The sequence below is a fragment of the Methanoregula sp. genome (assembly GCF_028679125.1).
GTDB lineage: Archaea > Halobacteriota > Methanomicrobia > Methanomicrobiales > Methanospirillaceae > Methanoregula.
On the sequence record NZ_JAJRCG010000005.1, the window covers coordinates 97,790 to 123,266 of the forward strand.

A 25,477-nucleotide genomic window follows, 5' to 3' on the forward strand; every position below is an offset into this window, starting at 1 on the left:
GGATTTCCATCGTTCCCTGTCACGATTTTTTCGTAGGGATAGTGCCGGCCCGGCTGATGACAGCGGATCCCGGATAGCCCTGTAACGGTGAACACTTGGTTCGTGACTTCATATGTCTATCTATAGTGCGGGTTTTTCATCTGCCCGCTTTTCTGAACCAGAACGATAGCAATAAATCGCATCTGCTATCCTGCCGATGGGAAGGAGCGGGGGATCCTGGCTGAAATGTATCCTGCATACTTCACAAAATTCATACCAGCATGCCCTCACGCATTCCTTTATCATCAGGCAACGGGAGTATCAATTATGTCACCGCGACACGAACAAAAACCACATTCCCGTGACCCGCAGTCGCATCCCGGGTCACTGGATGGCCAGGACAAGGAACGCAACGAGGGTGATGCCCATCACCACCCTATGGATCACCAGCAGCCACACCTGCCCCACCACCCGCAGGTACAACCAACGCTTTCTCCACGGCATGATGCCCATTCCCATCCCCATGGCGATGAGTTGCCGGCCCATACCAACCCCCCGGGACCCATCAAGCCCTCCAAGAAGACAACGAAAACCGGGAAATCACAAAAATAACTCCCACACATTTCTATCCGGGAGATCGGGTATCCTCTCCCGGTAAGAGAACGAGTTCCGGTTTGTGATGGCTGTACCGGGAGATTGCGGGCAGATACCACCGGTTGAAGAGGGGGGATTTTCAATAGGCTTTTGGGAAGCCGGGAACCCGGTCCCGGCTTAATTCAAGAATCTCGTCCGTCTTATCCAGAAGGCCGGCAAGATATGTTTTTGCCCATTCCTCATGCTCATATTCCAGAAACGGGCGGTAGGATCCCTGTACGGTTGAATTCTCTTTGTCAAATCTCAACAGGCCAACCGGAGAACCGCCATTCTTCACCAGCTGGTCAAGTTCTTCAAGGGGATGCCTGCGTGAACTGAAGACAAATTTTGTCTCTGTTTCAAACCCGACAGCAATTGCAACGAGCCAGGCATGTTCTGATTCTGCACGCATCTCATTTACCAGGTCGGAAGTTTTTCTCATTTCTCACTCTGTTCCGGGAATTGCCGGTCATTGTTTAAATAATGCGTTCATGGGATGAGCAGCGGTACAGCCGGAAGCGGGTCAGATCAGGATGAAGGTTATAAAACCGGAACAATCCGGAAGAAGTATAGTCTTATGATACACCCCTGCCAGGGAACCGAAGGAAAAATGTTCCCTGAAAAATGATTTTTTTAGTTCCGGATGGATGAACATTTTCATCCGCATGAGTGAATCATAAAAAAAAGGTGATTAGGTAAAGTTCACTTCTAACCCATGGTTAGTATTGAGCCAATTCAGGTTTTTTTTAGATTTGCGCTCCGGAGAACACAAAAATACAGCCCCCCTCTTGCGCCGCCAGTCCCCGAGGGAGACGGGGCGCTATTAGCGATGCCTCGGCATTACCTTAATCGGGGGCACACACAGGTACAGGTAATACGGCACTATCGCAACCGGGGGATGCCCGAGCGGCGGGGGCGGAGGTTTGCCGGGGCCCCCAAGAGAGGTAATGAAAATTTTGTTTCAGGTTTATCGCACGTTTGGTGGATGTTACACAATCACCAAAAAAAGGTACGGATTACCGGCGCCGGATCACAAAAAGTCCGATGCCGAGAGTAAGGGCCCCGATCACGAACGCTGGATCGAACGGTGATTCCGGTGTGGGTGTTGGCCATGACGTGGGGACCGTCATTGTTGACCTCCGGATTGTTGTGACCGTTGTCACCGGTACCGTGGGGGTTGTCTCGGCATTCCAATCATAGGTAACCGGATTGAGCCGGGCATAGAAATCAACCCGCTGGCCATCGATGACCGTGACGGTACCCTTGTATTCATCGTACCCTTTCATCTGGATTCGCACATCCAGGGTTCCTGATTTCTCGGAGAAATACGTGATCTTACTGGTTCCGATCTTGACATTGTCCAGCCAGATCGTGGCGCCGCTCGGGACCGTCTCGAAATAGACCGTACCTCCGGTTCTTGCAGGAGTTGTTGCCGTGGGGGTTGCGGTTGTCGTATTTTCCGTTGCGGTATCGGCGGTTGCAATCCCTATCGGGAACAAGAGAAGCAGGAATACCAGACAGATAATGTGGGGAAATCGCTTCATGCCAGTACTTCCTGAACGATGACCTGGACGAACATGGTGCCGGAATCGGTGATTTTTTATCAACAGGGACGCCGGTTGTTCCCCGGGGGGCTCATTGTACAACTCGGTAAATTGTTGTAAAAAATATGGTTGCCGGCGCTCTTAAAATCATAGGATGTTTCCCGTCATCATCTCAAACCCGGGAATTCGGTCAAGGAGGGGCAGCCATAGCCAGGGGATGTAGTTTGTGGAACCCGGGATAATTTCGTACAGTGTCGATCGTTTTTACATCGACAAATGAGAGGGTACTGGCAGGTGCATCCGGGAGAGCCGGAACCTCCAGAAGGTGTTTGAAGTATGAGATTTTTTCAAGGATTATTCCAACGAGGTCTCACTGGATGGATGTGACTGTGATATGGTGAGACCCCGGAATACCACAAGTGTATTCTCTCCTGTTTTGAGCATATCCAGATATATGATTTCTGTCCCAATCATCGAACTGGCAATCCCGGGATGCCAACAGAGATCCAGATTTTTATTTTTATAAATCGGTTATTGTGGAACGATAGGATAGTGTCATTCCGGGAGATGTATAGGTGAAAGATTCGCCAGACTCCGGAAATGTTTCCATCGGAACACGCGTCGCGGAAGGGGGCTCAATCCCACGTACAGGACATTGCCTGGAGGCTGGTGAAGAAGAACACGATGAACCACCAGCCATCCCCATTGTTTAAAATCAGGGTACGTTGTCTAACCGGATCGCGTTTGAAAATTTTCACGCAGGAACCGGGGGGCCGACCGGGTCCCGCGTGAGGGTGCAGTCATGCCAGGGTGCGGGTGCAGCATCCACAAGCCCGCTGTCCGGTGTTATGCACCGGGAAACGATTGCCCCTCTGCCTGACCCCCATAGGGCATAGAGAAATGGAACTGCTCAATGACCCAGCGGCTCCCGGTGTTTCGCAACACCATTGTTGACCTGCCACGCAGGATCTGTTTCTTTGTCCCCTCAACCGTGAATGTGATAGTACATGTTGACGTTGCCCACGCAATCCTGCCTTCACCAGAGATCTTCCGGTCTGAAAATTCCACCAGCAGAATGGTTGCCTGGCTCATATCACGCTTTATCTGCCGGATAAAGTCCTTATGATCCGCGATCACTTCATCCGGTCCACTGCCAAATCCGCTGATATCGGGGGAGAATAACGCCGATAGTGTTTTTTTGTCCTTCTTCCGGTATGCGGTGCCATAAGCAGCCATGGTCTCTATTACTTCTGCATTCTGGGTTTCCGTCAGTGTCATAATACTTAGTGATTATTACCGATCAATTATCTTTTTTGGTTTTTTTACCGGAAAACGAAGGGAATACCTGAACATGATACGATACCCGGTTTTGTCAGACGGGCTGGGAATGAGGGGGAAATTTCAAAGATATTCGGAATACCCGCCATCTGTTTGGATTACGGTATTCTACCGAGCATGGTTTTCAAACAGACCCTCCTAAAAATTTCAATCGCGATCATGAGGTGTCAGTTGGGGAGGCGATTGCAGGATAATTATCCTACAATCGGGTTGAACATCCTACAATTGCGATGTCCGGCGTGAGAGGGTTTGCTGATCAACCAGACCCTGCATGAAAAAATGCGCAGGGGGCAAGGGTTGCGTAAAATTTTTATCGCGGATCGATTGCGAGGCTGATAATGCTGCAACGATTCACTCAGGTTTTTAGAAGGTGGCGTTCACTACCGATATTCACGGAGGAATTATGAGAGAAGCGCGGGGATCAGGAGATCGGGGCGAATTCCTTTGGGGAACCAGCCTGGGAACAGGCATATTCGCTGCCGCGGGATGGGAAATCTACTGAATTTTCCGGTATGCCCCTTTTGGAACAATCATCTCGAACCGTGCACCCTGGCCGAAAATACCGGTTTCCCGGATGGAGATATCGGTAATACCCAGGATCTCACGGGCGAGGAAGAGACCCAGACCGGTATTTCTCCCAAAACCTTTCTCGAACAGATGCTTCCTGAATTCATCCGGAATGCCCGTGCCATCGTCCTCACAGACCAGGTGGAGTTCACCATCCATCTCCTGAAGGGCAAATGCCATCGTCTTCACGTGTTCGCCATGACGGATGGCGTTATCAATCAGGTTGTAAATCACCTTCTCAAAGAGAGGATCGGTAAAGATTTCCCAGCCCGGATCCGCTACCTGGATCGTGATGCCGGGACACGAGTATGCTGCCACCACCTGTCGGATAGAGACTGCCGGGTTCAGCCAGATGGGGGACTGGATCCCGATCTCCTGGTAATCCCGCATAAACTCGACATGTCGGTTGATGGTTGCAACAATGTCGGTGCACTGTCCGAGATATCCGGTTGTCTTTGTATCGGTCACTTCATCCCCGGCAAGGGAAAGATACGCATTCAGGGCGGTAAGTTTGTTGAGGATATCGTGCCGGGTGATGCTGTTGAGCATGCCCAGTTTTTCCAGGGTCTGCTGCATGGCATGTTCGGTCTTTTTCCTCTCCGATATATCGACAAGGATGCCGCGGATACCGGTACAGCGGTTGTTCTGGAGAACACGCGTCGTGTATACCAGACAGGGGATTCGTGTACCGTCGCGTTTCATGCAGGTATACTCGTGTCCCGCGGTCGTCCCCCCGCGTGCGATCATTCCGATGCCCTGCCTGACCGGTTCCCGGTCCTCGGGAATGATATGGTCGAACAGGTTCAGGCCACGTTCCAGATCCCCACGGGTATAACTGAAGAACCTGAGGCTGTTGTCATTGACAAGGGTTAATTTTCCGGTGAGGTCGCATTCAAAGACAATCTCCGGGAGGAGATCGATGAATTCGCGGAATTTTTGCTCGCTTTCCTGAAGGGCTTCATTTGCCCGTTGCAGATCCCGCGTCCTTTCCTTCACCCGCTCTTCGAGCTTTGCATGTTCCCGCTGGTAGGCCAGGTCAAGCCCGAATTTGTAGAGGGAGATCTCGATCTCGGTCTGGAGTGCCCGTTCAGATAGGGGTTTGATGAGGTAGCCGTACGGCCGTGTCTTTTTTGCCTGCCCGACAAGTTCGGGCTCCGCGTATGCCGTAAGATAGATAATCGGGATATTGTGGGTAGAATGGATCTTTTCAGCGGCATCTATCCCGGAGAGTTTTCCTGCCAGGTGGATATCCATCAGGATCAGATCAGGTACTCCGGCCTCCACGAGATCGATTGCCTTTTCCCCGGTAGAGGCCACTCCCGCTACCTGGTATCCGAGAGTAGTGAGAACCGTTTGTATATCCAGTGCGGTGATCGCATCATCTTCAACGATCAGGATAGTGTTCTTCGCCATGTAACCTGCTCCATGGATATTGGCAGACATTCTACTTTGATTTTTTCAGGACCGAAATGCCGTGGCCTCCGGAGAGGCGATGGGGAGCCGGACGAAAAGAGTTCGTTCGTCATTTTTCCTCATCGCTGACATACAGATTGATTGCCGATCTCGGTCTTTTGCCGGTTTACGGTGATTGTTTCATTGGTAGATTCTGAAATGCCAATCCGAGAAATCTTTGATCCATGATCTGACGCTTTTGGGGGCCTGAGATCCTGCCGTGGAGGGCGGTCCTGGTAGCGAATCCTCAGGATTACCGGAAGAATCACGCGATAGTAGAGAATTATCTGCATTTGGCGTCGCAATACGTCAGGTTCACGAGGGGACCCGGAGTGCAGGTGGGGACAATCGTCGTTTGCTTTCAGTGAGAGATCAATCTTCGAGAACACGAGGATACGTCTGGCAGGTTTTTGGCATTTTCATGCCGGGATGAGAGATTATACGCAGAGGCTGATGAAAGAGCACTGACTGCCCGGGAGCTGATGAAGTATGAGAAGACGTTCCAGGAATTATTCCAACGAGGTCCCACCAGAGATATGACTGGGATAATGGTGAGACCCCGGAATACTCTAAAGAGTATTCTCTCTGGAGTTGAGCACCCCACGATATATGATTTCTGTCCCCATCCTCAAACTGCCAGTTCGATTATTGGGACAGAAAAAATAAGCAATGTTTTTTCAAAAACCAATTCTCATGTCGAAAAGACTGGGAGTTGTTGCGATGATGCTTCTGTTGATTGCATCATTCGCAGGAGTATCGGCAAATGAACAAGTATCTGCTGTCAGCAACGGAGGTTACAGCGTTGAACCGGTATACGATACCGGCAACGATTTGATACGAATCCAGTCGGTTTATGCAACGATAACCCAGGGCACGACAAACTGGCATACAAAATCCGTTACCTCCACCATCACTTCATTGAACGTGGATCTGAACTGGGGTACTCCAGCGAATTCACTCCGACTGACCGTGTATTCTCCGGATGGGTACACGTTCGGTCCCTACTATGACAGTTATGACGGTTCAAATAACGGGCGTATCAACCTGAACATCATCAACAATGATGGTATTGCAAAGGGAACCTGGTATTACGAGGTGTACGGCTACAGTGTCACAGGATCACAAGGTTATTACATCTGAATTGAGATGTATCATTAAATGAGACATCCATCAATTGTCCTCTTTTTTCTGCTGATGGTTGGGGTCACTGTCGCAATAGTCCAGGGAGGCTATTCGGTAGAACCCTATTCACCCCAGAGCGGGCCTTCAGATATGCTTGGCGCCGACAGTACAATCTCTTTTTTTGAACTTCCGCTCTGGATCCAGATTGTCTGGTTCCTCGGCGTTCTTGGGGCAATGGCTGGGGCGATCAAATTCGGACCCCTTGTTTTAGGAAAAGTCAGGGCAGTCCTGCACAATAAAAACCGTATGGTCATACTGGAATATATTGGGTGCAATCCCGGGTGTACTCTTGCAGATCTTTTAAAAAATACTGACATGAACCGGGGAACCGCCAGGTATCATCTTTGCCTGTTACTCATCCAACAAAAAGTAATCAGGAAGAAAAACGGGAAACTGAGTTACCTGTTCACCAATGGCGGGATACAGCTCAACAGAAAACAAGTCTACGGATATATCATGAATCCCTCAAAGCGGGAGATCATGGATACAATTCTCGGCACGCCGGGCATCAGTAACAAGGAACTTGCCGAGCGTCTCGAGGTTACCCAGAGCACGATCTCCTGGCATCTCCAGCCGCTCCTTGACGAAGAGATGGTTGTGACCCGGTGGGACGGCAGGTACCTGAACTACTTCGTTTCCCCAAAGACGGAGGATATCCTGAATGAATATCGCAAATAAAAGCGTATATCACCCTTTTTCTCTGTTTTAACGGGATGGATGGGAAAAATATTTGGTTCATGATCAGGCTTTTTTCAGAGGCGACTGACCCGTTCCATACCTATAACCGATGACAACTGTAATCAGCAGTATGAGCAGCACAATGGATTTTATTTCCCTGATCCGACCAAAACGCCTGGATTTTCTTACCACGATGACACCAGAAGAGCAGACTGCGATGGAAGAGCACCGGGAATATGTCAGGAACATGATTGCACAGGGACAAATATTCCTTGACTGCGGTTCTCCGGATGGCACAATCGGGATACTCATTTATCGTGTGGATTCCGCAATCGAGGCCCGGCGTCTTTTTTATTCCGACCCGGCAGTCATCGCAGGCATCGGGTATCCCGAGCTGTACCCGCTGACTATCGGGCATCTTGCAGCCAGCTGAGCGGTTCGTCCCGTATGTTCCGGCGCAGCCCTGAACCGGGGTAGTCAGACCCCGGGGTCAGACCGATGGCAGCAAAATGAGGTATTTGTGAAAAGACACTAAAAAAACATCATGACGGAAAAACGAACGTGCGATAAATGTGGGAAAGAGGCGATCGGGTTCCAGTCAATCGGTTGCTGTTTTGCGTATGTCTGCCAGGACCATGCCGAAAGTCTCCTCCTGGACTTAAAACCCGGGGAGAAGAAGTCATCCGGGGAGTGTTACGTTGAACGATTCGATACCGATGAGCGCTGATCATTTCCCCCGACCTCCACCATCAGCAAGACCTTCCGCTGAATACCTGTAAATTCCTGTCATTCACCCATACTCTTATCATCACCTATCCCTACTTCGCAGTATGTCCTTCAGACATGTGAAAAGCGTGATACTCGTCACGCTCCTTCTCCTTCTTGCCGTACACGCCCAGGGTCTTGAGCCCGGCAGGATCGTCGTCCACTCAACGCCTTCGGGCGCAGTCGTGTGTATTGATGCGGTGTACTGCGACACCACGGATGCAATTTTCACGGTCACCGGCAATACCTGGCACTCGGTCATTGTTACGAATAAAGGGTACGTGGAATGGTCCGACACGGTCTTTGTGAGCTCCAACCAGAACCGCGTGGTTAACGCAGAGATGGAACTCAACCCGTCTGCCACCGTTATCCAGGTTGATATCACACCGGGCGGCGGGACCATCTGCCTCGACACCAGCCAGTGTCACGCGAACGTTGGAGCGGGAAGCAGCTCCGGCAGCACGCAGTTTACGGGAGCCAGCGAAGGATATCACACAATAACAGTCGAAAGCCCGTCCGGTTACCTGGATTACTATACGCCGGTGTACGTGTATCTCGCAAAGACCACGTATGTCACCATTAATTTGAAACCCCTTATCTCCACGGTAACCCACATCACTCCCGTTGTTACTCCCACCAGGGGAACCGGTGTAGTCCGGGTCTACGTGGACCAGACGGGCAGCACCATCTGCCTTGATAACACGGACTGCAGGATAAATGTTGGCGGGACTGCCGCGGGATCCGGCACGACACTTTTTACCAATGTAACGGCGAACTATGCGCACTCGATCAGTGTTACCGCGGACGGGTACAGACCCTATGCAACCCAGGTCACGGTAAGCAAAGACCTGGTCACGACCGTGGATGTATCCCTGCAGCCGCTCGCGGTTGATACAACCACCACAACGACTGGCACACCCGTGGAACCCACCCTCCTGCCATCCCGGGCCGCCGGGCTTGATGCGTTACCGGTACTCGGGGCACTCGTCCTGTGCGGTGCGATCTTCCTGTTCCGGAAAAACGGCAGATAATCCTTTTTTATAGAGTGCGGTGCGAAGAACTGCCGGCTGCAATCCGCCCTGTCGGGCCGGTTCACGCGATCCTGCCGGACAAGGGAGACCGGTTAAAAAATTTGATCGCAATCCATTGATCATCGGGGTTCAGGGAAGGATCGAAAGGGGAGGATCGGTCTTACGCGTACGAGGTAATCCAACGATAAAAAGATCTATTAGTCAGGATCGTGAATATTTTACCATGTTTGAATCCAATAAACCGACAGTAGAAGACACCGAAGAGAACCGGGCAATCTGCAGGCAGTACTGCAAAAATTGCCAGAACTACAAGAAACACAATCTGGAACAATTCCAGCCAAACGAACTGTTCTGCGGATGCGGCCAGTCGTCAGAAACGGGCATGAAAGTCATTGGCTGTTTCTGCCCGGCCTGCCCGCTCTTCACGAAGTACCATCTCCGCGGCGGGTATTTCTGCGTCCGACGCTAGATCTTTTTCTTTGATTATCATTTTATATTCACCCCGTGCCGAAGATCCCTGAAGACCCGGACAGGGAGTAGTAAATCTCTTAAAACCGCAATTGCGGGAGATCACAGCTGAGACAAACGTGCCCGAACGATATTCCCGGTCAGAGAAGGCACGTGTTGAATGGGATCACCGGATCGTACCTGCACGACATATCGACACGAAAGGTTGAGACCGGTATTTCACATCATCATGCCGTGATCCTCCCGGTAAAAACCGGCTCATGGATCCGGGCACGTTTCGTCCGGGACAATTTAATAATCCCTTTATCGATGCAGGTGCAACGTCCATGCCATGGAACCGGCCCCGGCAGATAATCCCGGAAACGGGTATATGCTCCTGATCGTTTCAATCGCGCTCGCCAATTTTATGGCAGCATTCGATTCAACGATTGTCACGACTGCACTTCCGGTGATTGCAAAAATCTTCAGCCTCCCGGCATCAATGGCCAGCTGGGTGATCACCGTGTACGTGCTGGTCATGGCTGCGTGCGTGCTCGTGTTCGGCAAACTCTCCGACGTGATCGGGTACAAGAAAGTGTTCCTGTACGGGTTTGCTCTTTTCACGGTCGCATCGTTCGCCTGCGGGTTCATCCCGGAATTTGTCAGCTCCTTTCCCGTCTTCCTCATCTCGCGTGCCGTCCAGGCCGTTGGTGCGGTCATGTTCGTGTCCGTGGGACCGGCCATGATCACTGCCTATGTTCCCCTGGCGCTGAAAGGCAAAGCAATGGGTACGAGCTTTGCGTTTGCAGCCCTCGGGATGACTCTTGCACCGGTGGTCGGAGGGCTGCTCACGCAATACCTCTCCTGGAACTGGATCTTTTACATCAACATCCCCATCGGCATTGTCGCCCTTCTCATCGGGGCAAAGGTTATCCCGGCAATGGAAAGTAAACCGCTTGCCCCCGGTTTTGACCGTGCAGGTGCCCTGCTCATCGCTGTCGGGCTTGCATCGCTGCTCTATGCCATGACCGAAGGGCCGTCCGCCGGGTGGACCGACCCGGTGATCCTTGGATGCCTGGTCGTTGCGATTCTCGCGCTGTGCGCCTTTGTCCGGTGTGAGCTTACCGCTTCCGACCCGCTGCTCGACCTTCGCCTGTTACAACAGAGAAATTTCTTCCTTACGAACATGGCGATCGTTCTTGTGATTGTCGCTAATGTCGGAATTCTCTACCTCTTCCCCTTCTATCTCCAGCTCGTGCAGGGGTATTCCCCTTCGGTTGCCGGGCTGATCTTCACGTCGCTCTCGGTAGCAGTCATGGCCGGGGGGATCCTGGGCGGAATGCTTTACAACCGCGCCGGGGGGCGTAGGATCAACATCGTTTCCGGGCTCCTGGTCCTTGCAGGGTATATTCTCCTGATCGGGATCCGGCCGGATTCACCGGTCTGGTTCGTGGTCCTCTGCCTGGTCCTGATAGGTCTGGGTTTTGGCATGCTCCTGACCTCAGCATCGACCATGACGATGACTGCGGTCCCGAAAAAATACCAGGGCATGGTCTCGGGGTTCATCTGTCTGGAACGGTTCGCACCGCTGACCCTCGGGATAGCACTCTTCACCATTGCATTTGTCGGGGGCATGAACGCGGTTGCTCCCGGTGGGGGGATTGCATCGGCGGCTCTCGTGAATATCAAAACTGATGTGCTCGTAGCCGGGTTTTCGCAGGCATTCCTGTTCGGGTGCATTGTCAGCGTCGTCCTCCTCGCGGTTGCTCTCCTGGCACGCCAGGAGGTTCATCCGGATTACCAGCCCTCTGGCAATCAGAAGAAGTCCTGAGAAACAACCACCCACTTTCCCAGGGGATATCCTCCCATCATCGTATCCGTTTACCTGACCGAGGACCTTGCTCCCGGTATTATGAACAGTATCGTTAAGCAGGCTCAATTCAGGGATTGTTCATACGATACACAGGTTCCCCATGGTAATCGAAAAAGCCAAAAAGAATTATTCCGCATATTCACCGGATCTCCCGGGCAGTATCGCAACCGGCAAGACCCTCGATGAGACAAAAGGGGGGATGACCGACGCGGTTGCGATGCACATCCCATCGTATGTTGCCAGCGGATAAAAAAAATTAAAGAATTCTGCTGCCGGCTTTTGGGCCCGGCTGGCATTCGAACACCTCGGTAATCTTCACGATTATAAGGGAACGTGCAGGCAGGGCCGGATTTTTTTTATTGATCTTCTCCTTCATCAGATCGAAATCCTTGCCACTGGTTTTGATGGTTGCGTTACCCTTGATCTGGAAGCAGCCCTTGATCTCCGGGCCCCAGATGTAGAGAGCGATCTTCGGGTTTGCACGAAGATTTTCCAGGGATTTGTTCATGAAATTGTCCACAATCCAGATCGTATCGTCGCTGATGAGCTCAACAACGCCAATGGGAACGACATTTGGCGTACCCTCTTTGGATGCAGTCGCAACCGGGAAGATCTTCATCTTGCCAAACGCTTCTTTCATTTCTGCGGATAGTTTTACCATGGTAAATTCCTGTGATGAATCCTGTTCTGATACGTACAGTCCGGCACGGTCAACGATGATATCAGCAACGGCATTTTCTGTCGAGCCGTCAGGGTTGTGGGTTCCGCATCCGAAAAACAGGCACCCTTGACTGCTTTTTGCAATGCTTCAACCTTTGCCTTCGATACATCGTTTCCCGTGTGTTTCAGGGCGGCATTTTTTTCGCCGGACATTAGTCTGGTTGTTACAAATATATACTTGAGCGTCATTAAAATATACAAAAGATTCCGGTACAGAAAAATGACCCTCACGTTCAACAGGGGATATGCTGAAACAACGGTGGAATAATCATGGGTGCAGCACTGGGTACATTGAGCGAAATCCGCGAACTGAAAGCGGAGATCACCGGGCTCCGGACGGATCTCAGGCGGTTCATCGAGCGGGCAAACCAGCAACATGTCGAGAATGTGCTCGGGGATTTAAAGAAGAATTATGCCGGCCTGTTTTCGGATCACCAGGTTGAAACTGCCAGGACTGATCTCTCAGCGCACATGGTCGGCGATTGCAGGATGCGGGAGAAATGTTATGGCGTATTCATGGAATTTCTTCAGAATACTTCCAGGCATATCAAGGAGGGGCACGTTCCGGATGAGATCATCCAGTCGTACCGCGAACAGATGAAGACCCTGCGGAGCAAGGGACAACACGACAGGTGCGACACGTGCTTTACCGAAGTCCACCGCCTCTTTGAAAAACAGGTTGACCTCATGCAGTCACTCGGGATTTACCAGAATGCCGCAGACCGCACGGGGACTGCTGCAGAAATTGCTGATGAATCGGTGGTGAAGGATCTCCTCGAACCCGTGGCAAATGTCCAGCGGTTTTTGATCCTCAAATCACTCTCGGTCCAGACCCGGACATTTTCTGATATCTCCCAGTTGACCGGCCTTAAGGGAGGCAACCTCCTCTTCCATGTCCGGAAACTTACTGATGCGGGGATGATTCTCCAGCGACACGAGAGGGGAGATTATATCATCACCGACAAGGGATACAAGACGCTCGTAGCAATCTCGGAGCTCAGCTGCCGGATTAACGGGAATTGAGTGGGACACCGGGCTCTTCTTCAGAGAAAACACGTGCCCCGGTCCAGCCGGTCGCAATTGCGATCTTTTCGGGAAGTTCGACCGGAGAGACTCTCATGGTTCCAGCGCTGGATCATAAAAAAGTGATTTTGCCGGTCGGGGACTTCCACAAATGGGACGCGATCGTATCCTGGGACCGGGAGATGGCCGGAAAGATGGACGTGTGAGTGTGAGTGGAAAATTTTTTAGGATATTTGTACAAATCCTGTGCAGATGACGGGATGCCAGAAAATAACAGGTACACGGGAGAAAGAGGTTGAGATTCTCTCCCGGGTGCCTGTTCTCGTGTATCTTCATTCCGGTTAAGATGTCTTCTTGTTGGCCCTGTCAGAAGTGATGTGCGATCACATCCTGCGAATAGGATCTCTCCCCCGGTGCACAATGCCGGGGTCATCGAAATTTTTTATGGATTCGCGATAATCAGACTCATCCCATGAAATGTGCGGATGCTCCTGCCGGTTTTTCGTGCAGGGTTTTCCTGATTGATAACTCACGGGACTGTTTTGCGGTTACCCAGGCACGAAGGGCTTTAAAATCTTCTGGGTGCATGGGTTCCGGTTCATTGAATTTCCCGGATGCACACCGGGTATAAATGATATCCTGGATCTTTGTTGTCCTGACGAACTGCATGAGATACCTCGTCATTTGTCACTGATCCGCTCGAGATCACAGAGCCGTACGGATCGATATGCAATCCCGTTGACCGTGTGAGATCGTTCTGGCACATCTGAACGACGGGAATTACCCTCAAGTTCGTTAACCAGATAGGTAAGGTTTGCAAGAGCGGTTCCCATCCCCCGGATTTGAGCTGTTTTGTCCTGGTCGTGCCGGCACTCCAGGTACAGCGATTCCGTTTTTTTCACCAAAATATCGATATGGTTCCTGCATTCCTGCAACGAATCCGTGTACGATCTCCGTATTTTTTGGGGCATTGTTGATACCATCAGTGATATGCCTCCTTGTTGGTTGGTGGAGATCACCTCTTATGCTCCATTGTCGGGCGATTTCCCGGATGATTGGTCCGGGTATTGCCCACCCAACCCACATATTTCATTTTTACACTATATACTTAAATTAATTTCTATATAGAGGTTATAGGGATCTATTGTTTTTCACCTGGTGAAGAGAGACCCTATGCACCATTATGGCAGAATGCCGGTCCTGACGATCAGCAGGAGAAATAGCTGATTGTATCTTCCCCAGGAGTTTGATCCTGGAAAAATTCCCCCCACATTCTCCCGACCGGTCACCTGAAAGAAAATACTTCTCAGGGGGTATTAACAAGCCAGCAGAGATAATTTTTAACGCCATAAATGTCCCCCAAACGGAACGCCCGTATCCCGAAGAGTATATCAGTCCTGCCCGAAAGGCGATCGACCTCATGAAGGCAAAACAGTACACTGCCGACCATATATCCCGGTATATCACGGGCCCTGATTTTCTGGGGAGCCGGATACTGTCACACGTGATCACTGTTGGAGAACTGGAACCTGGTATCTCCAATCCGGACTCAAAATGACGTGGGATCAGTCATTGACCGGATGCGTTACCTCTCTCTTTTCCCGGTTCTCACACTACCCGCACAAACTTAAAAACCGGAAACCGGATACAGGACAGAAAAAAAGGGACGGGGATTTATTCTTTCGTCAGCGTGACCTGCCAGCTATCGTGTGACAGGGCAAGTTCCGGATCTGTTGTGCAGGTATCGCAGACGATTTTTGGGGACTGGAGTGCTCCGGTATGGGATGTCGCCGTGCCCGGGTCCGGGACGAGCGGGATATCGGCATCCCGCTGGATGATGTAGCGGTACGGGTCGAGGTTCTCAGAATAGTACTGTTTATACTGCTGCCGCTCGGCATCGGTCGCGTTGTACGACCACTCGGCTCCCTCGGCAACGGTCACATCGTTCGGGATCCAGCCATAGCCTGGCAGATAGTATTCCGACCAGAAGTGGTCGCCCCCGTAACCGGGAACCATTTGCCTGCCACCAGTGGCCCGGGCTGGGATACCGGCAGCCCGGCAGAGGGCGGCAAAGTACATGCTCTGCGTCCCGCAGTCGCCAAAGCCGGTGGCGAGGATATAATCCGCTTCCGGCAGGCCCATGGCATTGAGCCGGTCATGGGGAATGAGGCTGTAGGGACGGTTGATCACGTACCGGTAGATCATCTGCGCCTTCCTGTACGGGTTGGTCTCGTTCCCGACAATTCCTCGTGCAGTCTCCACGAGTGCCGGTGTCACCGCGATGTTCCATCCCGAAGCCGTATATTTCCGGTACTCGGGGTCGCTCGTATTGTAACTCCCGACCTTGTCGGGATCGATCACGAACCGCTGCTCGTACGCGGTGAAGCGGAACTTCGCACTGACGTTTATGAAACTGCCGGTAACCGACTCCAGCGGGATTTCGAGATACGCAAGCCCGATGTCCGCGCCCGTGCCGGTCGTTGACCTGACATACGCGGCCGGTTCAATGGATACAATGGTGACGTTTTGCTGGGATGCCGTTTCGATGGGCAGGGGGATCCAGAGGCGGAGGGTCCCGCTCTTCGGGAGTATTCCGGTCGGGATGCTGAGCGTTTCGGTCCCGTCCCAGGTGACGGGGTGAACATAATTGCCGGTCTCCTGCCCTGCGGGTGCGAGGGCATAGGGTGTCAGCTGGTCATAGAACGGGGTCTCGTTTATGGCAAGCAGTGTCTTCCGCATGATATCCAGGTTGTGGTACTGGATATTCGGGCCCGTGCTCTGGAAGTACCAGGTCTCGCCATCGCTCTCGATGCACTGGCTCTGGTTGCAGGCAAGCCACGAGGCCTTCCGTTCTGCCGGAATGCCCGGGAATTTTGTATCGATCATCGAGACGATCTGCGAACGGTTGTAGGGGAATTCGCTCGTCATCTGGTGTGCGACCGTGGCACGGTACCGTGCATGCAGCGCCGCAGTCGCGTTCCCGGCAGCGGTGTAGTTCTGCTGCGCAAGGGAGAAGAGCCGTTCGGCGGCATGGAGGTTGTTGTTCTGGAACTCGTGTTCTCCCGAAAGGAGAAGGGTATCGCCCGGTGATGCCGTGACGAGAACCGGCGCGGTTGTGCAGCCGGCGAGAAGCACACAGAGACATACCAGGAGGAGAGTTATGACAAGGATTCGTTTCATGGGGCACCAGTCTGGAGATATATACCGGACGGAACGCCATTATAATTAACGTTGGGAAATGATCTTTGTGTCGATCCCGGTGTGCGGGAGACCGGACCCGCAAAAAGGGGGAATTATTCCTTTGTGACCGTGATTTTGAATCCGCGAACGAGAATATCATCAGATTTTCTCGGCAGGAATCGCAGGCGATCTTCGGTACCTGCACCCACCCGAAATGCGGGACTACCGCATTCTTCTGATCGAGGTGTGCCAGAATTTTTTTTAGGAGATTGTGTAACATCCACCAAAAGTGCGATAAACCTGAAATAAAGTTTTCATTACCGCTCTTGGGGGCTCCGGCAAGCCTCCGCCCCCGCCGCTCGGGCATCCCCCGGTTGCGATAGTGCCATATTACCTGTACTTGTGTGTGCCCCCAATTAAGGTAAAGCCGAGGCATCGCAATGCGCCCCGTCCCCCTCGGGTGACTGGTGGCGCAAGAGGGGGGTATGGTTTTAAATTAGTGGCTCATATTGAGGAATCACCTTTTTTTATAATCACCTGCCAGCACCCGGTGCCTGCGACGCATTGATCCCGATAAAGGTGTACAGGGCATTTACCCCGGGTTTATGGCCAAGGAATTCCTGTAAGAGTGCATTCCCGTCCTCCGTGTTGCCCTTTGAGAGGATATCCTGCCGGAACTTCGTGCCGGTAGTCTGGTTCGTCATCCCGTCCTTTTTGAATTCGTCCACAATATTGAGGGCATACACTTTCGACCACATATACCCGTAATAGCCCGCATCGTACCCGCCCATGAGATGAGTGAACGTTGCCGGCATGTGCGTCCCGGCCGTCAGGGATTTGCCGTTCACCTCGGCAAAGGTGTCGGTATAGATGGCTGTCGCGTTCACGGGGCCGTCCGAAGTATGGAGACGCAGGTCAAAGAGAATGAAGACCAGTTGCCGGCTGAAATCATACCCGTTTCCGGCATTCCTGGCAGCGATGACCTTGTCCCGGAGCGTTGCCGGGATCTTCTCGGAGGCATTGGTGTAATGGCCGGAGATCGATTCCAGTACCTGCGGGTCGTACACCCATTCCTCCAGCGTCTGCGACGGGGTCTCCACAAAGTCCCACTCCACGTTCGTCCCCGACAGGGTGCCATACGGGACATCGGAGAGCATGCTGTGCATGGCGTGGCCGGTCTCGTGGAAGAGTGTTGAAGCATCATCAGGGGTCATGAGCGAGGGTTTCTCCGCGGTGGGTGCGGCAATATTGTCAACAATCACTACAACCGGCAGCACGACAGTCCCGTTCCTTATCCGGTGGTTGATGATCCCGGACTCATAAATGAACTGGTGCTTGTTCTCCCGCGGGTAGAGATCGAGATACAGGTACCCGACCGTTGCATTGTCGGAGACATTGCTCACCCGGAAGAGCCGGACTTCCGGAGACCAGACGTCCGCCCCCTTCACCTCGTCAAAGTGTATGCCGAACAGGGTACCGTACGTTGCAAACATTCCCTGCACCACGGTATCAGCCGGGAAGTACTCCTTCACTTCGTTCTCGTCATAGGCAAAGGAGCGTTTCTTCTGCTCGTTCTGGAGGTAGACCACCTCCCACGGGTCAACAGCCGTTGCAGACGGATCGTATGTCTGTTTGATCTTCAGGAGTTCAGCCATCTCCGCACGGTTCTTCTCCTGCAGGGGCTCTTTCATGGATTCGACGAATGCCATGACCGTGGCCGGGTTCTCTGCCATCCTGCCATCCATCTGGTAATCGGCCCACGTAGCATACCCGAGTTCCTGCGCGATCGTGCGGCGCAGACCGACCGCTTCTTCGAGAAGTTTCGTATTCGTTTCCGCCTGGCGGCTGTTGTAGGCATCGTACATCTTCAGCCGGGTCAGGTTCCGGTCGGCATTGGTCATCACGGCCGTGTAATCCGGGATCTGCATTGTCACAAGATACGTGCCGTTCGCGGTCCGGCTGAAAGCCGCAAGGGTATCGGCAGGGACACCGGCAAGATCTTCCTGCGTGAACTCAAGCGTTGTGGTATCGTTGTTCAGGTTCGCATTGAACCGGGTCTCGATTTTGTTCAGGTCTGCCCGCAGGGCCCGGACATGGGAGAGCCGGTCATCGGGGAGATCGAGGCCGTTCTTCTTAAAAGTCCTGACAGTCACGTTATAGAGCCGCGATTCGCCGGGCGTCCTTGGGGAGGCATTCTGCAGGGCATTGTACAGGTTGCGCCGGGTCATAACCTCATCCATGAAGTTCTGCGACGATTCCTCAACTGCCATACCCTCGGCCATGATGGCCGGGTCGGGATAGACATATCCCATCTGGATGAGCGGGGAGATGGTATCGTAGTAATCCGAGACTGCGGTATCGAATGCGATGAGGGTATTGTCCGTTGTGCGCTGCTGCGGGGGGATCGCGGCAATAGCCTCAAGTGATGCATTGGCGGCTGCCTGCGCTTCCGTGGCGAGCCGGGTGATCTCCCCGGGGGCGTAATGCGCCCGGATCGGGGCGGTTGCGTTTACCGGCGTTACCAGGGACGATCCTGCCGGGGGAGGGGTTGTGGCAGCCTGCATGCACCCGGACGCGGCGACGGCAAGAATAATGAGGACTGCACAGGCAATGTGACAAAAATTTCCGTGACGTTTCGCTGCATTCATAAAATTCATCCGTGATTGTCTGATTCATACGGCGATCCTGATAAATGCATGCGTTTTTTGGCCGGGGCCGAACGGGGGAAATAAAAAAGGAACGGTGCCGGTATATTCCGGTTACCGGGTTATTCAGAGAATCTTCTTCCCCGCATCGGCGCCGGGCTTCACCTGGTACACATCGGTAATCTTCATGACCACCGCGGACTTGGGCGCCAGGTCGGTCCTGATTGTCTTTACCCACGCGATATCCTGCTCGAAGATCGCACCGGATGTATGAATGGTCACTTGTCCCTTGAGCTGGAAGCCGCCCTTCGATCCCCACCATGATACGGCAACCCGGGGGTTCTCTTTCAGGTTCTTCAGCGTCTTATTGAAGAACTGGTCGGAGATAAGGGCCGTCTCGTCATCAAGCAGCTTGAACGCCCCGATCGGGACCACGTTGGGCCGGCAGTCTTTCGATGATGTTGCAAGAAAGAATACCTTTGTTCCGGTCAGCGATTCCTTGATCTCGTCAGTCAGGTTCACCATTGCAGGTCCTCATCCGTTACTCGTCCGGCAAAGGCAATAAAGAGTCTGGAGTTGTTCGCCGGGGCAGGGAACTTCACCGGATATCATTATGTGCATTTTCCAGCCGTACCTGGAGATCCCGGAGGCGTTCCATAAACGGTGACGGCCCGTCCAGCAGGGGTCGGACATCGGGCTCGCACGCGATCAGGCTCTCGTCCCAGGGAAGGACAAACTGTCCTGAAAAGAGGGCCATGCTGTCGCCCATGAGTTCCTGCACTTTTGCGATATCGTTCTCCGAGCGCACCCGGTTGATCACGAGCCAGATCGTGCGGATCCCAAGGCCCTTTGCAAGCTCGGCCGCGTGCCGGGCTACCTGCACAGCGTTGAACGTGGGGTCGGTGACCAGCAGCGCCTGGTCAAACCCCTTCGCAATGGTCCTGCCGAAATGTTCCACCCCCGCCGGGGTATCCATCAGGATCACCTCGTTTTTTCGGAGGCTGACATAGTGGATGACGGCCTCAAGCAGCGTGTTCTCCGGGCAGAGGCAGCCGCCGGCCGCCTGCTCGATCGTGCCCATGACCAGCACGTTCACACCGCCCGGGCCCTTTGCCCCGAAGCGCTCCACCACGTCCGCAACATCCGGGTTCAGCCGGAGCATCATGCCCCACCCGGCGCCGGGCCGGGCCCCGGTCTTCTCCTCCACGTAATCGAAATTTTTCGAGAGCGGGACGATCCGGTCGCTCTCCTCCCGGGGGATACCGGCCGCGTAAGGGAGGTTCATCTGCGGGTCCTCGTCCACGGCGAGCGTGGTATACCCTTTCTGTGCGTAAAGGTGGGCGAGGAGGGCGGTGATCGTGGTCTTTCCCACCCCTCCCTTACCGGTGATGACGATGCGGGCCCCCCGGTCCTTTCCCGGGCGGGTGTGCTCCCGGATCGCCCGGGCCGCCCCGGCGATCCTCTCCCGGTCAGCCATGATGGCCTGCACCGCCGCTCAGGGCACGGATCTCTTCCTGTGCGATCCGCTTTCCCCGGCACGCAGGGCAGAGTACCGCTATCTCTTCCTTTAACGAGGGGATGACCCGGGCCAGGGCCGCCGTTGCGAGCCCCTTCGGGGCAAAGAACTCCCCGCAACAGTCGCACTTCGATAAGGGCACTTTTGTCCCGTTCCAGGATTTCATGATCCGCGTATCCCCGGTATCCTCCATCTCAACGGCGTTCGTAGGGCAGACCTTCACGCACGCCCCGCACCCGAAGCAGTCCTTCGTGGGTTCGCCATACGGCGTACCAACCAGCGTGTACGGACCACGGTTGACAAAGCCGATCGCGCCGGCCCCCATGATCTCGTTGCAGGCCCGCACGCAGAGCCCGCAGAGGATGCACTTGTTGTCGAGCGTGTCCGCAGCCTCAAGTTTCTTTAAGAACCGGGTCTTCGTCACGCCGTACCGGGCCGCCATCGCTTTGAGGATCTCCGACTTCGGGGCCTCGGCAAGGTAGAGCTCGAACAGGATGTTCCGGTACTTTACGATCTCCGGAGTATCGGTGACGATCTCCAGCCCTTCCGCTGCCCGCAGCGTGCAGGACGTGGTCATCTCCTTCCTCCCGCGTTTCACCACTTCGACCATGCAGAGCCGGCAGGCCCCGTACGGGTCGAGGGACGGCTCGAAGCAGAGGTGCGGGATCGCGATCTTCTCCCGGATCGCCACCCCGAGCAGGATCTCGCCTTCCTCTGCCGGGCATTTTTTGCCATTGATGGTTACGGTGACCTGTTTTTTGGCCGGCCTTCCGGATTCCTTGTGCATCATGGTTTCACCCGCGTATCGTATTCTTCCCGGAAATACGCTAAGGTTGTCAGCACGGGGTTCGGCGCCGTCTGGCCAAGCCCGCAGAGCGAGGTTGCCGCAATCGTGTCTGAAAGGAGTGCGAGGGTTTCGATATCCTTCTTCGTACCCTTCCCGGCCATGATCCGGTTGAGGATGAGGAGCGCGTGTTTGAGTCCCTCACGGCAGGGGACGCATTTCCCGCAGGACTCACCGGTGGCGAAGGTGATGAAGTAGCGGGCGATGTCCACCATGTCCGTCTCCTCGTCCATCACCACAATGCCGCCGGAGCCCATGATCGAACCAGCTTTGTTGAGGTTCTCGAAGTCCACCGGGGTATCGAACATCCGGAGCGGGATGCAGCCGCCCGACGGCCCGCCGGTCTGGACGGCCTTGACATGCTTACCATTGGCCCCGCCGTTGCCGATATCCGACACGATGGTCTTGAGCATTGTACCGAGCGGCACTTCCACGAGCCCGACGCGGTCGACCTTGCCCACGAGCGAGAAGACCTTGGTACCGGTGTTGCCCTTCGAGCCGATCTTCGCGTACCAGCCACTGCCGTTCATGATGATGACCGGCACATTGCACCAGGTCTCGACATTGTTGAGGTCCGTGGGGTATCCCCAGAGGCCGCCCCCGATATCAGTCAGCCGCGGCGGGCGCGGGTGGGGCCGGCCGGTCCTGCCCTCGATGGAGGCAACGAGTGCCGTCGACTCCCCGCAGACGAACGCACCGGCGCCGGTCGCGATCCCGATATCGAACGAAAAGCCCGTGCCGAAGATATCGCGGCCGAGGAGCCCGTACTCCCGTGCCTGCGCGAGCGCGAGTTTCAGCCTTTGTATCGCGAGCGGATATTCCGCCCGGATATAGATGAGGCCCGTATCGGCGCCCATGGCAAACGCCCCGATGATCATGCCCTCGATGAGCATGTGGGGGTCGCTCTCCATCTCGTTCCGGTTCATGTACGCGCCGGGGTCGCCCTCATCGGCATTGCAGATGATGATCTTCCGTTCGCCCGGTGCATCCCGGGTGATACGCCACTTCTGGCCGGTGGGGAACCCCGCACCGCCCCGTCCCCGGAGCCCGGACGTTTCAACCTCTTTGATGATGGCTTCGGAGTCCATGCCGGTCAGGGCTTTCCTTGCCGCTGCATAGCCGCCCACCGCGATGTACTCATCGATATCTTCCGGGTTGATCAGCCCGGCGTCCCGCAGGACCACTTTCTTCTGGCCGGCAAAGAACGGGACCTTTGCATAGAGGGGAATTTTTGTAAATCCTTTGCCGTACTCAATGTTACACCCGGTAATGTGGTCCCAGGACGGGACCCGGCACAGGGCCAGCTTCTCCGGCACTTTCCCGTTGCTGACTTCCCTGACAATCTCCTCTGCGTCGGCCTCGGTTACCTTGTGGAGGATCACGAGTGGTTTATCGGGGATCGTGATGTTCACGAGCGGCTCTTCCTTACAGTAGCCGATGCACCCCGTCTTTGTCAGGATGATCTCTGCCTTCTCCTTTTCGATGATCTCCTGAAGGCGTTCGTACACCCGGTTTCCACCCACGGCGATCCCGCAGGTGGCAAGGCCCACCGCGATCCGCGGCCGGTCGGGCCGGATCTTCTGCATGCCGGTCTCCTGTGCCGCCGCGAGGTCGGCTGCGGATACGATCTTCATGGCTCCCACCCGTACTCTTTCAGGATTGCCGGAAGCTTTTCTTTCGTTGCGTACCCGTACAGGTTCCCGTCGATCCGGAGGACCGGTGCCATACTGCAGGCGCCGAAGCACCGGGCGATCTCCAGCGTGAATTTTTTGTCCTCCGTGGTGATAGAGAACTTGCCGTCCTCCGAGGTATCGCTCTGGATCTTCAGCATCCCCTCGAGAGCGTTGAGGATTGCCGGGGCGCCTTTCACGTGGCAGGCCGTCCCCATGCAGACCGTGATGACGTGCTCCCCGACCGGTGTCAGGCTGAAATAGGAGTAGAAGGTGGCGAGGCTGTAGAGCTGCGAGAGGCGCACGTCCAGCTTTTCCGCAAGCATGACGAGAGCTTCTTTCTGGATGTACCCGTCCGCGTCCTGGATCTCCCCGAGGATTCCGAGGAGCCGGCCGGCCGGATCGTCATACCGGGCGATAATGGCATCGAGCGTTGGTTCGTCCATGGTGTCCTCACAAAAAAATGAGCTGGTTTTAATGGACCCTGGTTAAATTCCGAGTGCCTTTCTCTTCCGGTTGATCTCGGTCTCGAGCAGGTCGGCAGCCTTCAGCGGGTCGGGCTCGACAGCAAACGAGGCGTTCACGATGCCTGTGAGCTGGCTGGCGAGGAGGTTTGTGACATTGGCGCTGCCGAAGATCTTGGGCGGGATGCCGAGGACCGTGTACACGCCCGAGGCAACGAAGTACGTGCCGATCGAGATCGCTTTCTGCGAGTACCATTCGGGTGCAGCGCCGCCCAGCGGGAGATCGCTGATGCCGACATTGAGTTCCTTTGCAATGTTTGCGGCAAGGACGAGGATACGCGAGCAGTCAACGCAGGAGCCCATGTGGAGCACCGGCGGGATGCCGAGCGCGTTGCAGACCGACTTGAGCCCGGGGCCCGCCATATCAGCAGATTCGGGGACGAGCAGGCCCGCCTTCCCGCAGGCGATCGCGGCGCACCCGGTCTCGACCACGAGGATGTCCCGCTTGATCAGCTCCTTTGCGAGCGTGACATGGCCGTAGTCCTGCTTGATCTTCGGGTTGTTGCAGCCGACAATGCCGACCGCTCCCTTGATCTTCCCGGCAACGATGGCATCGATCAGCGGCTTGTACGTCCCGCCGAGTGCCTTGCGGATCGCTTCTTCCGAGAAGCCTGACATCAGTTGTACCGGCTTGTCCGGGATCCGGACCCGGGCCGGGTTCCGGTTCGCGAAGTTGTCGATAGCCAGGCCGATGATCTCCTTTGCGGTGTCGTAGGCGTTATCCGGCCGGAACTCCTTGTAGATGGAGCCCGGGATCTTCGCCTTCCGGCTGGTGGTGATGACCTTCGTGTGATAACAGCCGGCTGTCTGGGTGATCGCCGGGAAGATGCACTGGTAATCGATCACCATGGCCTCGATTGCCCCGGTCGCGATCACCAGTTCCTGGTCGAAGAAACTCCCGGCAAGGGGGATACCGTGCCTCATTAAGAGTTCGTTGCCCGTGCAGCACATCCCGGCAAGGTTGATCCCCTTTGCGCCGGCGTCCTTTGCCCGCTTGACCAGGGCCGGGTCCGCTGCCGCCTTGACGATCATATCGGAGAGGACCGGGTTGTGCCCGTGGAGGACGATATTGACCTTGTCTTTGCTGATGGTGGCAAGGTTGATCCAGGCCTTCAGGGGCGTGGGGGTCCCAAAGAGGATATCCGAGGCATCGGTCCCCATCATCGAGCCGCCCCAGCCGTCGGAAAGGGCAGTCCGCATCGCGTGCACGAGGATGTTTGCGTAATCCGAGTCAACGCCCATGTGGATCCGGTGCATCGCTTCAACGACTTCGCGGTCGACACCCCGGGGCATGATCCCGACCTTCTTCCACATATCTTTGGTCTTCTGCGGGGCACGCTCGGTCATCTGGATCCGGTTCTTCAGCGACCCGTACTCCTCGAGCAGGGCCCGGGCAAGCTCGCCCGCGATCTCTTCCTTTTTCCGGCCAGATGTTTTGATGCCGTACTCCGTTGCGACCGTGTGCAGTTTGGTCTCGTCAAGGATCTGGTATCCCTGGGCATGGCCTTCCGCGGTAGCGAGCATGGCCTCCACGACCTCGCGCCCGTGGTCGTTGTGTGCTGCTGCGCCGGTGGTCAGGTCGTCGAGCAGGTTGCGTGCAACAATGAGATCCGCTTCCGCACCGCAGGTGCCCCGCGTGGGACTCTTGCCGAACGGCTCGGTCCGGCAGGGCCCCATGGCGCACCGGTTGCAGCAGACGCCGAGGTTCCCGAAGCCGCACTGCGGCTGCTGGCCGGCGAACCGGTCCCAGACGGTCTCGATACCATCCTCCATGGATTTTACCATGATCTCCTGGTCGGCCTTGTCACTCGCTCTCGTTTCCGCGATCTTTTTTCCTGCAGATGTATCGTACATTTTTTGTCCCCC

The 25,477-nt window shown here is 54.7% G+C and carries 25 protein-coding genes; 11 read left to right on the plus strand and 14 right to left on the minus strand.

The annotated features are described in order from the left end of the window. The first annotated feature begins 306 nt into the window (after positions 1–306). A complete protein-coding gene (locus LUQ43_RS05330; RefSeq protein ID WP_299964765.1) occupies positions 307–591 on the plus strand; it encodes a hypothetical protein in 285 nt (94 codons plus the stop codon). Between the two features lie 121 nt (positions 592–712). Here LUQ43_RS05330 and LUQ43_RS05335 read toward each other — a convergent pair whose 3' ends face one another. The 4 genes from LUQ43_RS05335 to LUQ43_RS05350 all read right to left on the minus strand — a co-directional run bounded on the left by LUQ43_RS05335 (position 713) and on the right by LUQ43_RS05350 (position 5,474). Beyond that, on the minus strand, positions 713–1,054 hold the full coding sequence (locus LUQ43_RS05335; protein WP_299964767.1) for a hypothetical protein: 342 nt from the start codon (positions 1,052–1,054) through the stop codon (positions 713–715). A 574-nt stretch (positions 1,055–1,628) separates the two neighbouring features. Then, a complete protein-coding gene (locus tag LUQ43_RS05340) occupies positions 1,629–2,156 on the minus strand; it encodes a PEGA domain-containing protein (protein WP_299964770.1) in 528 nt (175 codons plus the stop codon). Positions 2,157–3,002: 846 nt separating this feature from the next. After that, entirely contained in the window at positions 3,003–3,434 is a 432-nt protein-coding gene (locus LUQ43_RS05345; RefSeq protein ID WP_299964772.1) for a nuclear transport factor 2 family protein, read from the minus strand. 555 nt (positions 3,435–3,989) lie between these two features. Continuing rightward, a complete protein-coding gene (locus LUQ43_RS05350) occupies positions 3,990–5,474 on the minus strand; it encodes a response regulator (RefSeq protein ID WP_299964774.1) in 1,485 nt (494 codons plus the stop codon). Positions 5,475–6,206: 732 nt separating this feature from the next. Here LUQ43_RS05350 and LUQ43_RS05355 point away from each other — a divergent pair. The 8 genes from LUQ43_RS05355 to LUQ43_RS05390 all read left to right on the plus strand — a co-directional run bounded on the left by LUQ43_RS05355 (position 6,207) and on the right by LUQ43_RS05390 (position 11,739). Further along, the gene (locus LUQ43_RS05355) at positions 6,207–6,653 is read left to right on the plus strand and encodes a peptidase domain-containing protein (protein WP_299964776.1); all 447 of its coding nucleotides are present in this window, start codon (positions 6,207–6,209) and stop codon (positions 6,651–6,653) included. Between the two features lie 18 nt (positions 6,654–6,671). Then, positions 6,672–7,373, plus strand: coding sequence for a winged helix-turn-helix transcriptional regulator (locus LUQ43_RS05360; RefSeq protein ID WP_299964778.1), 702 nt, complete (start codon positions 6,672–6,674; stop codon positions 7,371–7,373). Between the two features lie 130 nt (positions 7,374–7,503). Next, positions 7,504–7,806 (plus strand): hypothetical protein, encoded by a 303-nt coding sequence (locus LUQ43_RS05365; protein ID WP_299964780.1) that lies wholly within the window; start codon positions 7,504–7,506, stop codon positions 7,804–7,806. Positions 7,807–7,917: 111 nt separating this feature from the next. Continuing rightward, the gene (locus LUQ43_RS05370) at positions 7,918–8,100 is read left to right on the plus strand and encodes a hypothetical protein (RefSeq protein WP_299964782.1); all 183 of its coding nucleotides are present in this window, start codon (positions 7,918–7,920) and stop codon (positions 8,098–8,100) included. 103 nt (positions 8,101–8,203) lie between these two features. Beyond that, the gene (locus LUQ43_RS05375) at positions 8,204–9,169 is read left to right on the plus strand and encodes a PEGA domain-containing protein (protein ID WP_299964784.1); all 966 of its coding nucleotides are present in this window, start codon (positions 8,204–8,206) and stop codon (positions 9,167–9,169) included. 223 nt (positions 9,170–9,392) lie between these two features. After that, positions 9,393–9,638, plus strand: a complete 246-nt coding sequence (locus tag LUQ43_RS05380; protein WP_299964787.1) for a DUF2769 domain-containing protein — start codon at positions 9,393–9,395, stop codon at positions 9,636–9,638. A gap of 330 nt (positions 9,639–9,968) precedes the next feature. Further along, the gene (locus LUQ43_RS05385) at positions 9,969–11,447 is read left to right on the plus strand and encodes an MFS transporter (protein WP_299964789.1); all 1,479 of its coding nucleotides are present in this window, start codon (positions 9,969–9,971) and stop codon (positions 11,445–11,447) included. Between the two features lie 142 nt (positions 11,448–11,589). Continuing rightward, entirely contained in the window at positions 11,590–11,739 is a 150-nt protein-coding gene (locus LUQ43_RS05390; protein ID WP_299964791.1) for a type II toxin-antitoxin system HicB family antitoxin, read from the plus strand. Between the two features lie 6 nt (positions 11,740–11,745). Here the strand turns inward: LUQ43_RS05390 and LUQ43_RS05395 are convergent, their stop codons facing one another. Both LUQ43_RS05395 and LUQ43_RS05400 read right to left on the minus strand, forming a co-directional pair. After that, a complete protein-coding gene (locus LUQ43_RS05395; protein ID WP_299964793.1) occupies positions 11,746–12,150 on the minus strand; it encodes a pyridoxamine 5'-phosphate oxidase family protein in 405 nt (134 codons plus the stop codon). Next, positions 12,144–12,398: a hypothetical protein gene (locus LUQ43_RS05400; protein ID WP_299964795.1), complete on the minus strand. Its 255-nt coding sequence runs from the start codon at positions 12,396–12,398 to the stop codon at positions 12,144–12,146. Before LUQ43_RS05400 ends, LUQ43_RS05395 begins: the two co-directional genes overlap by 7 nt. A gap of 81 nt (positions 12,399–12,479) precedes the next feature. Here LUQ43_RS05400 and LUQ43_RS05405 point away from each other — a divergent pair, with 81 nt between their 5' ends. Next, complete coding sequence (locus tag LUQ43_RS05405) at positions 12,480–13,232, plus strand: winged helix-turn-helix domain-containing protein (protein ID WP_299964798.1); 753 nt, start codon at positions 12,480–12,482, stop codon at positions 13,230–13,232. Beyond that, complete coding sequence (locus tag LUQ43_RS05410; RefSeq protein WP_299964803.1) at positions 13,229–13,438, plus strand: hypothetical protein; 210 nt, start codon at positions 13,229–13,231, stop codon at positions 13,436–13,438. The genes LUQ43_RS05405 and LUQ43_RS05410 overlap by 4 nt, the downstream gene beginning before the upstream one ends. Before the next feature lie 1,468 nt (positions 13,439–14,906). On the opposite strand, the gene LUQ43_RS05415 is transcribed toward LUQ43_RS05410, so the two are convergent. The 8 genes from LUQ43_RS05415 to cooS form a co-directional block, all read right to left on the minus strand. Further along, entirely contained in the window at positions 14,907–16,412 is a 1,506-nt protein-coding gene (locus LUQ43_RS05415; protein ID WP_299964805.1) for a transglutaminase domain-containing protein, read from the minus strand. Positions 16,413–16,945: 533 nt separating this feature from the next. After that, positions 16,946–19,060, minus strand: a complete 2,115-nt coding sequence (locus LUQ43_RS05420; RefSeq protein ID WP_299964807.1) for a M3 family metallopeptidase — start codon at positions 19,058–19,060, stop codon at positions 16,946–16,948. A gap of 123 nt (positions 19,061–19,183) precedes the next feature. Continuing rightward, a complete protein-coding gene (locus LUQ43_RS05425; RefSeq protein WP_299964809.1) occupies positions 19,184–19,582 on the minus strand; it encodes a pyridoxamine 5'-phosphate oxidase family protein in 399 nt (132 codons plus the stop codon). A 73-nt stretch (positions 19,583–19,655) separates the two neighbouring features. Next, positions 19,656–20,534 carry an AAA family ATPase gene (locus LUQ43_RS05430; protein WP_299964812.1) on the minus strand — a complete coding sequence of 293 codons (879 nt, stop codon included), beginning with the start codon at positions 20,532–20,534 and terminating at the stop codon, positions 19,656–19,658. After that, positions 20,527–21,363, minus strand: coding sequence for a 2Fe-2S iron-sulfur cluster-binding protein (locus LUQ43_RS05435; protein WP_299964814.1), 837 nt, complete (start codon positions 21,361–21,363; stop codon positions 20,527–20,529). Before LUQ43_RS05435 ends, LUQ43_RS05430 begins: the two co-directional genes overlap by 8 nt. Beyond that, the gene (locus LUQ43_RS05440) at positions 21,360–23,051 is read right to left on the minus strand and encodes an NADH-ubiquinone oxidoreductase-F iron-sulfur binding region domain-containing protein (RefSeq protein ID WP_299964816.1); all 1,692 of its coding nucleotides are present in this window, start codon (positions 23,049–23,051) and stop codon (positions 21,360–21,362) included. Before LUQ43_RS05440 ends, LUQ43_RS05435 begins: the two co-directional genes overlap by 4 nt. Continuing rightward, a complete protein-coding gene (locus LUQ43_RS05445) occupies positions 23,048–23,533 on the minus strand; it encodes an NAD(P)H-dependent oxidoreductase subunit E (protein ID WP_299964819.1) in 486 nt (161 codons plus the stop codon). Before LUQ43_RS05445 ends, LUQ43_RS05440 begins: the two co-directional genes overlap by 4 nt. 42 nt (positions 23,534–23,575) lie before the next feature. Beyond that, positions 23,576–25,465: an anaerobic carbon-monoxide dehydrogenase catalytic subunit gene (gene cooS, locus LUQ43_RS05450; protein ID WP_299964821.1), complete on the minus strand. Its 1,890-nt coding sequence runs from the start codon at positions 25,463–25,465 to the stop codon at positions 23,576–23,578. Positions 25,466–25,477 lie beyond the last annotated feature (12 nt).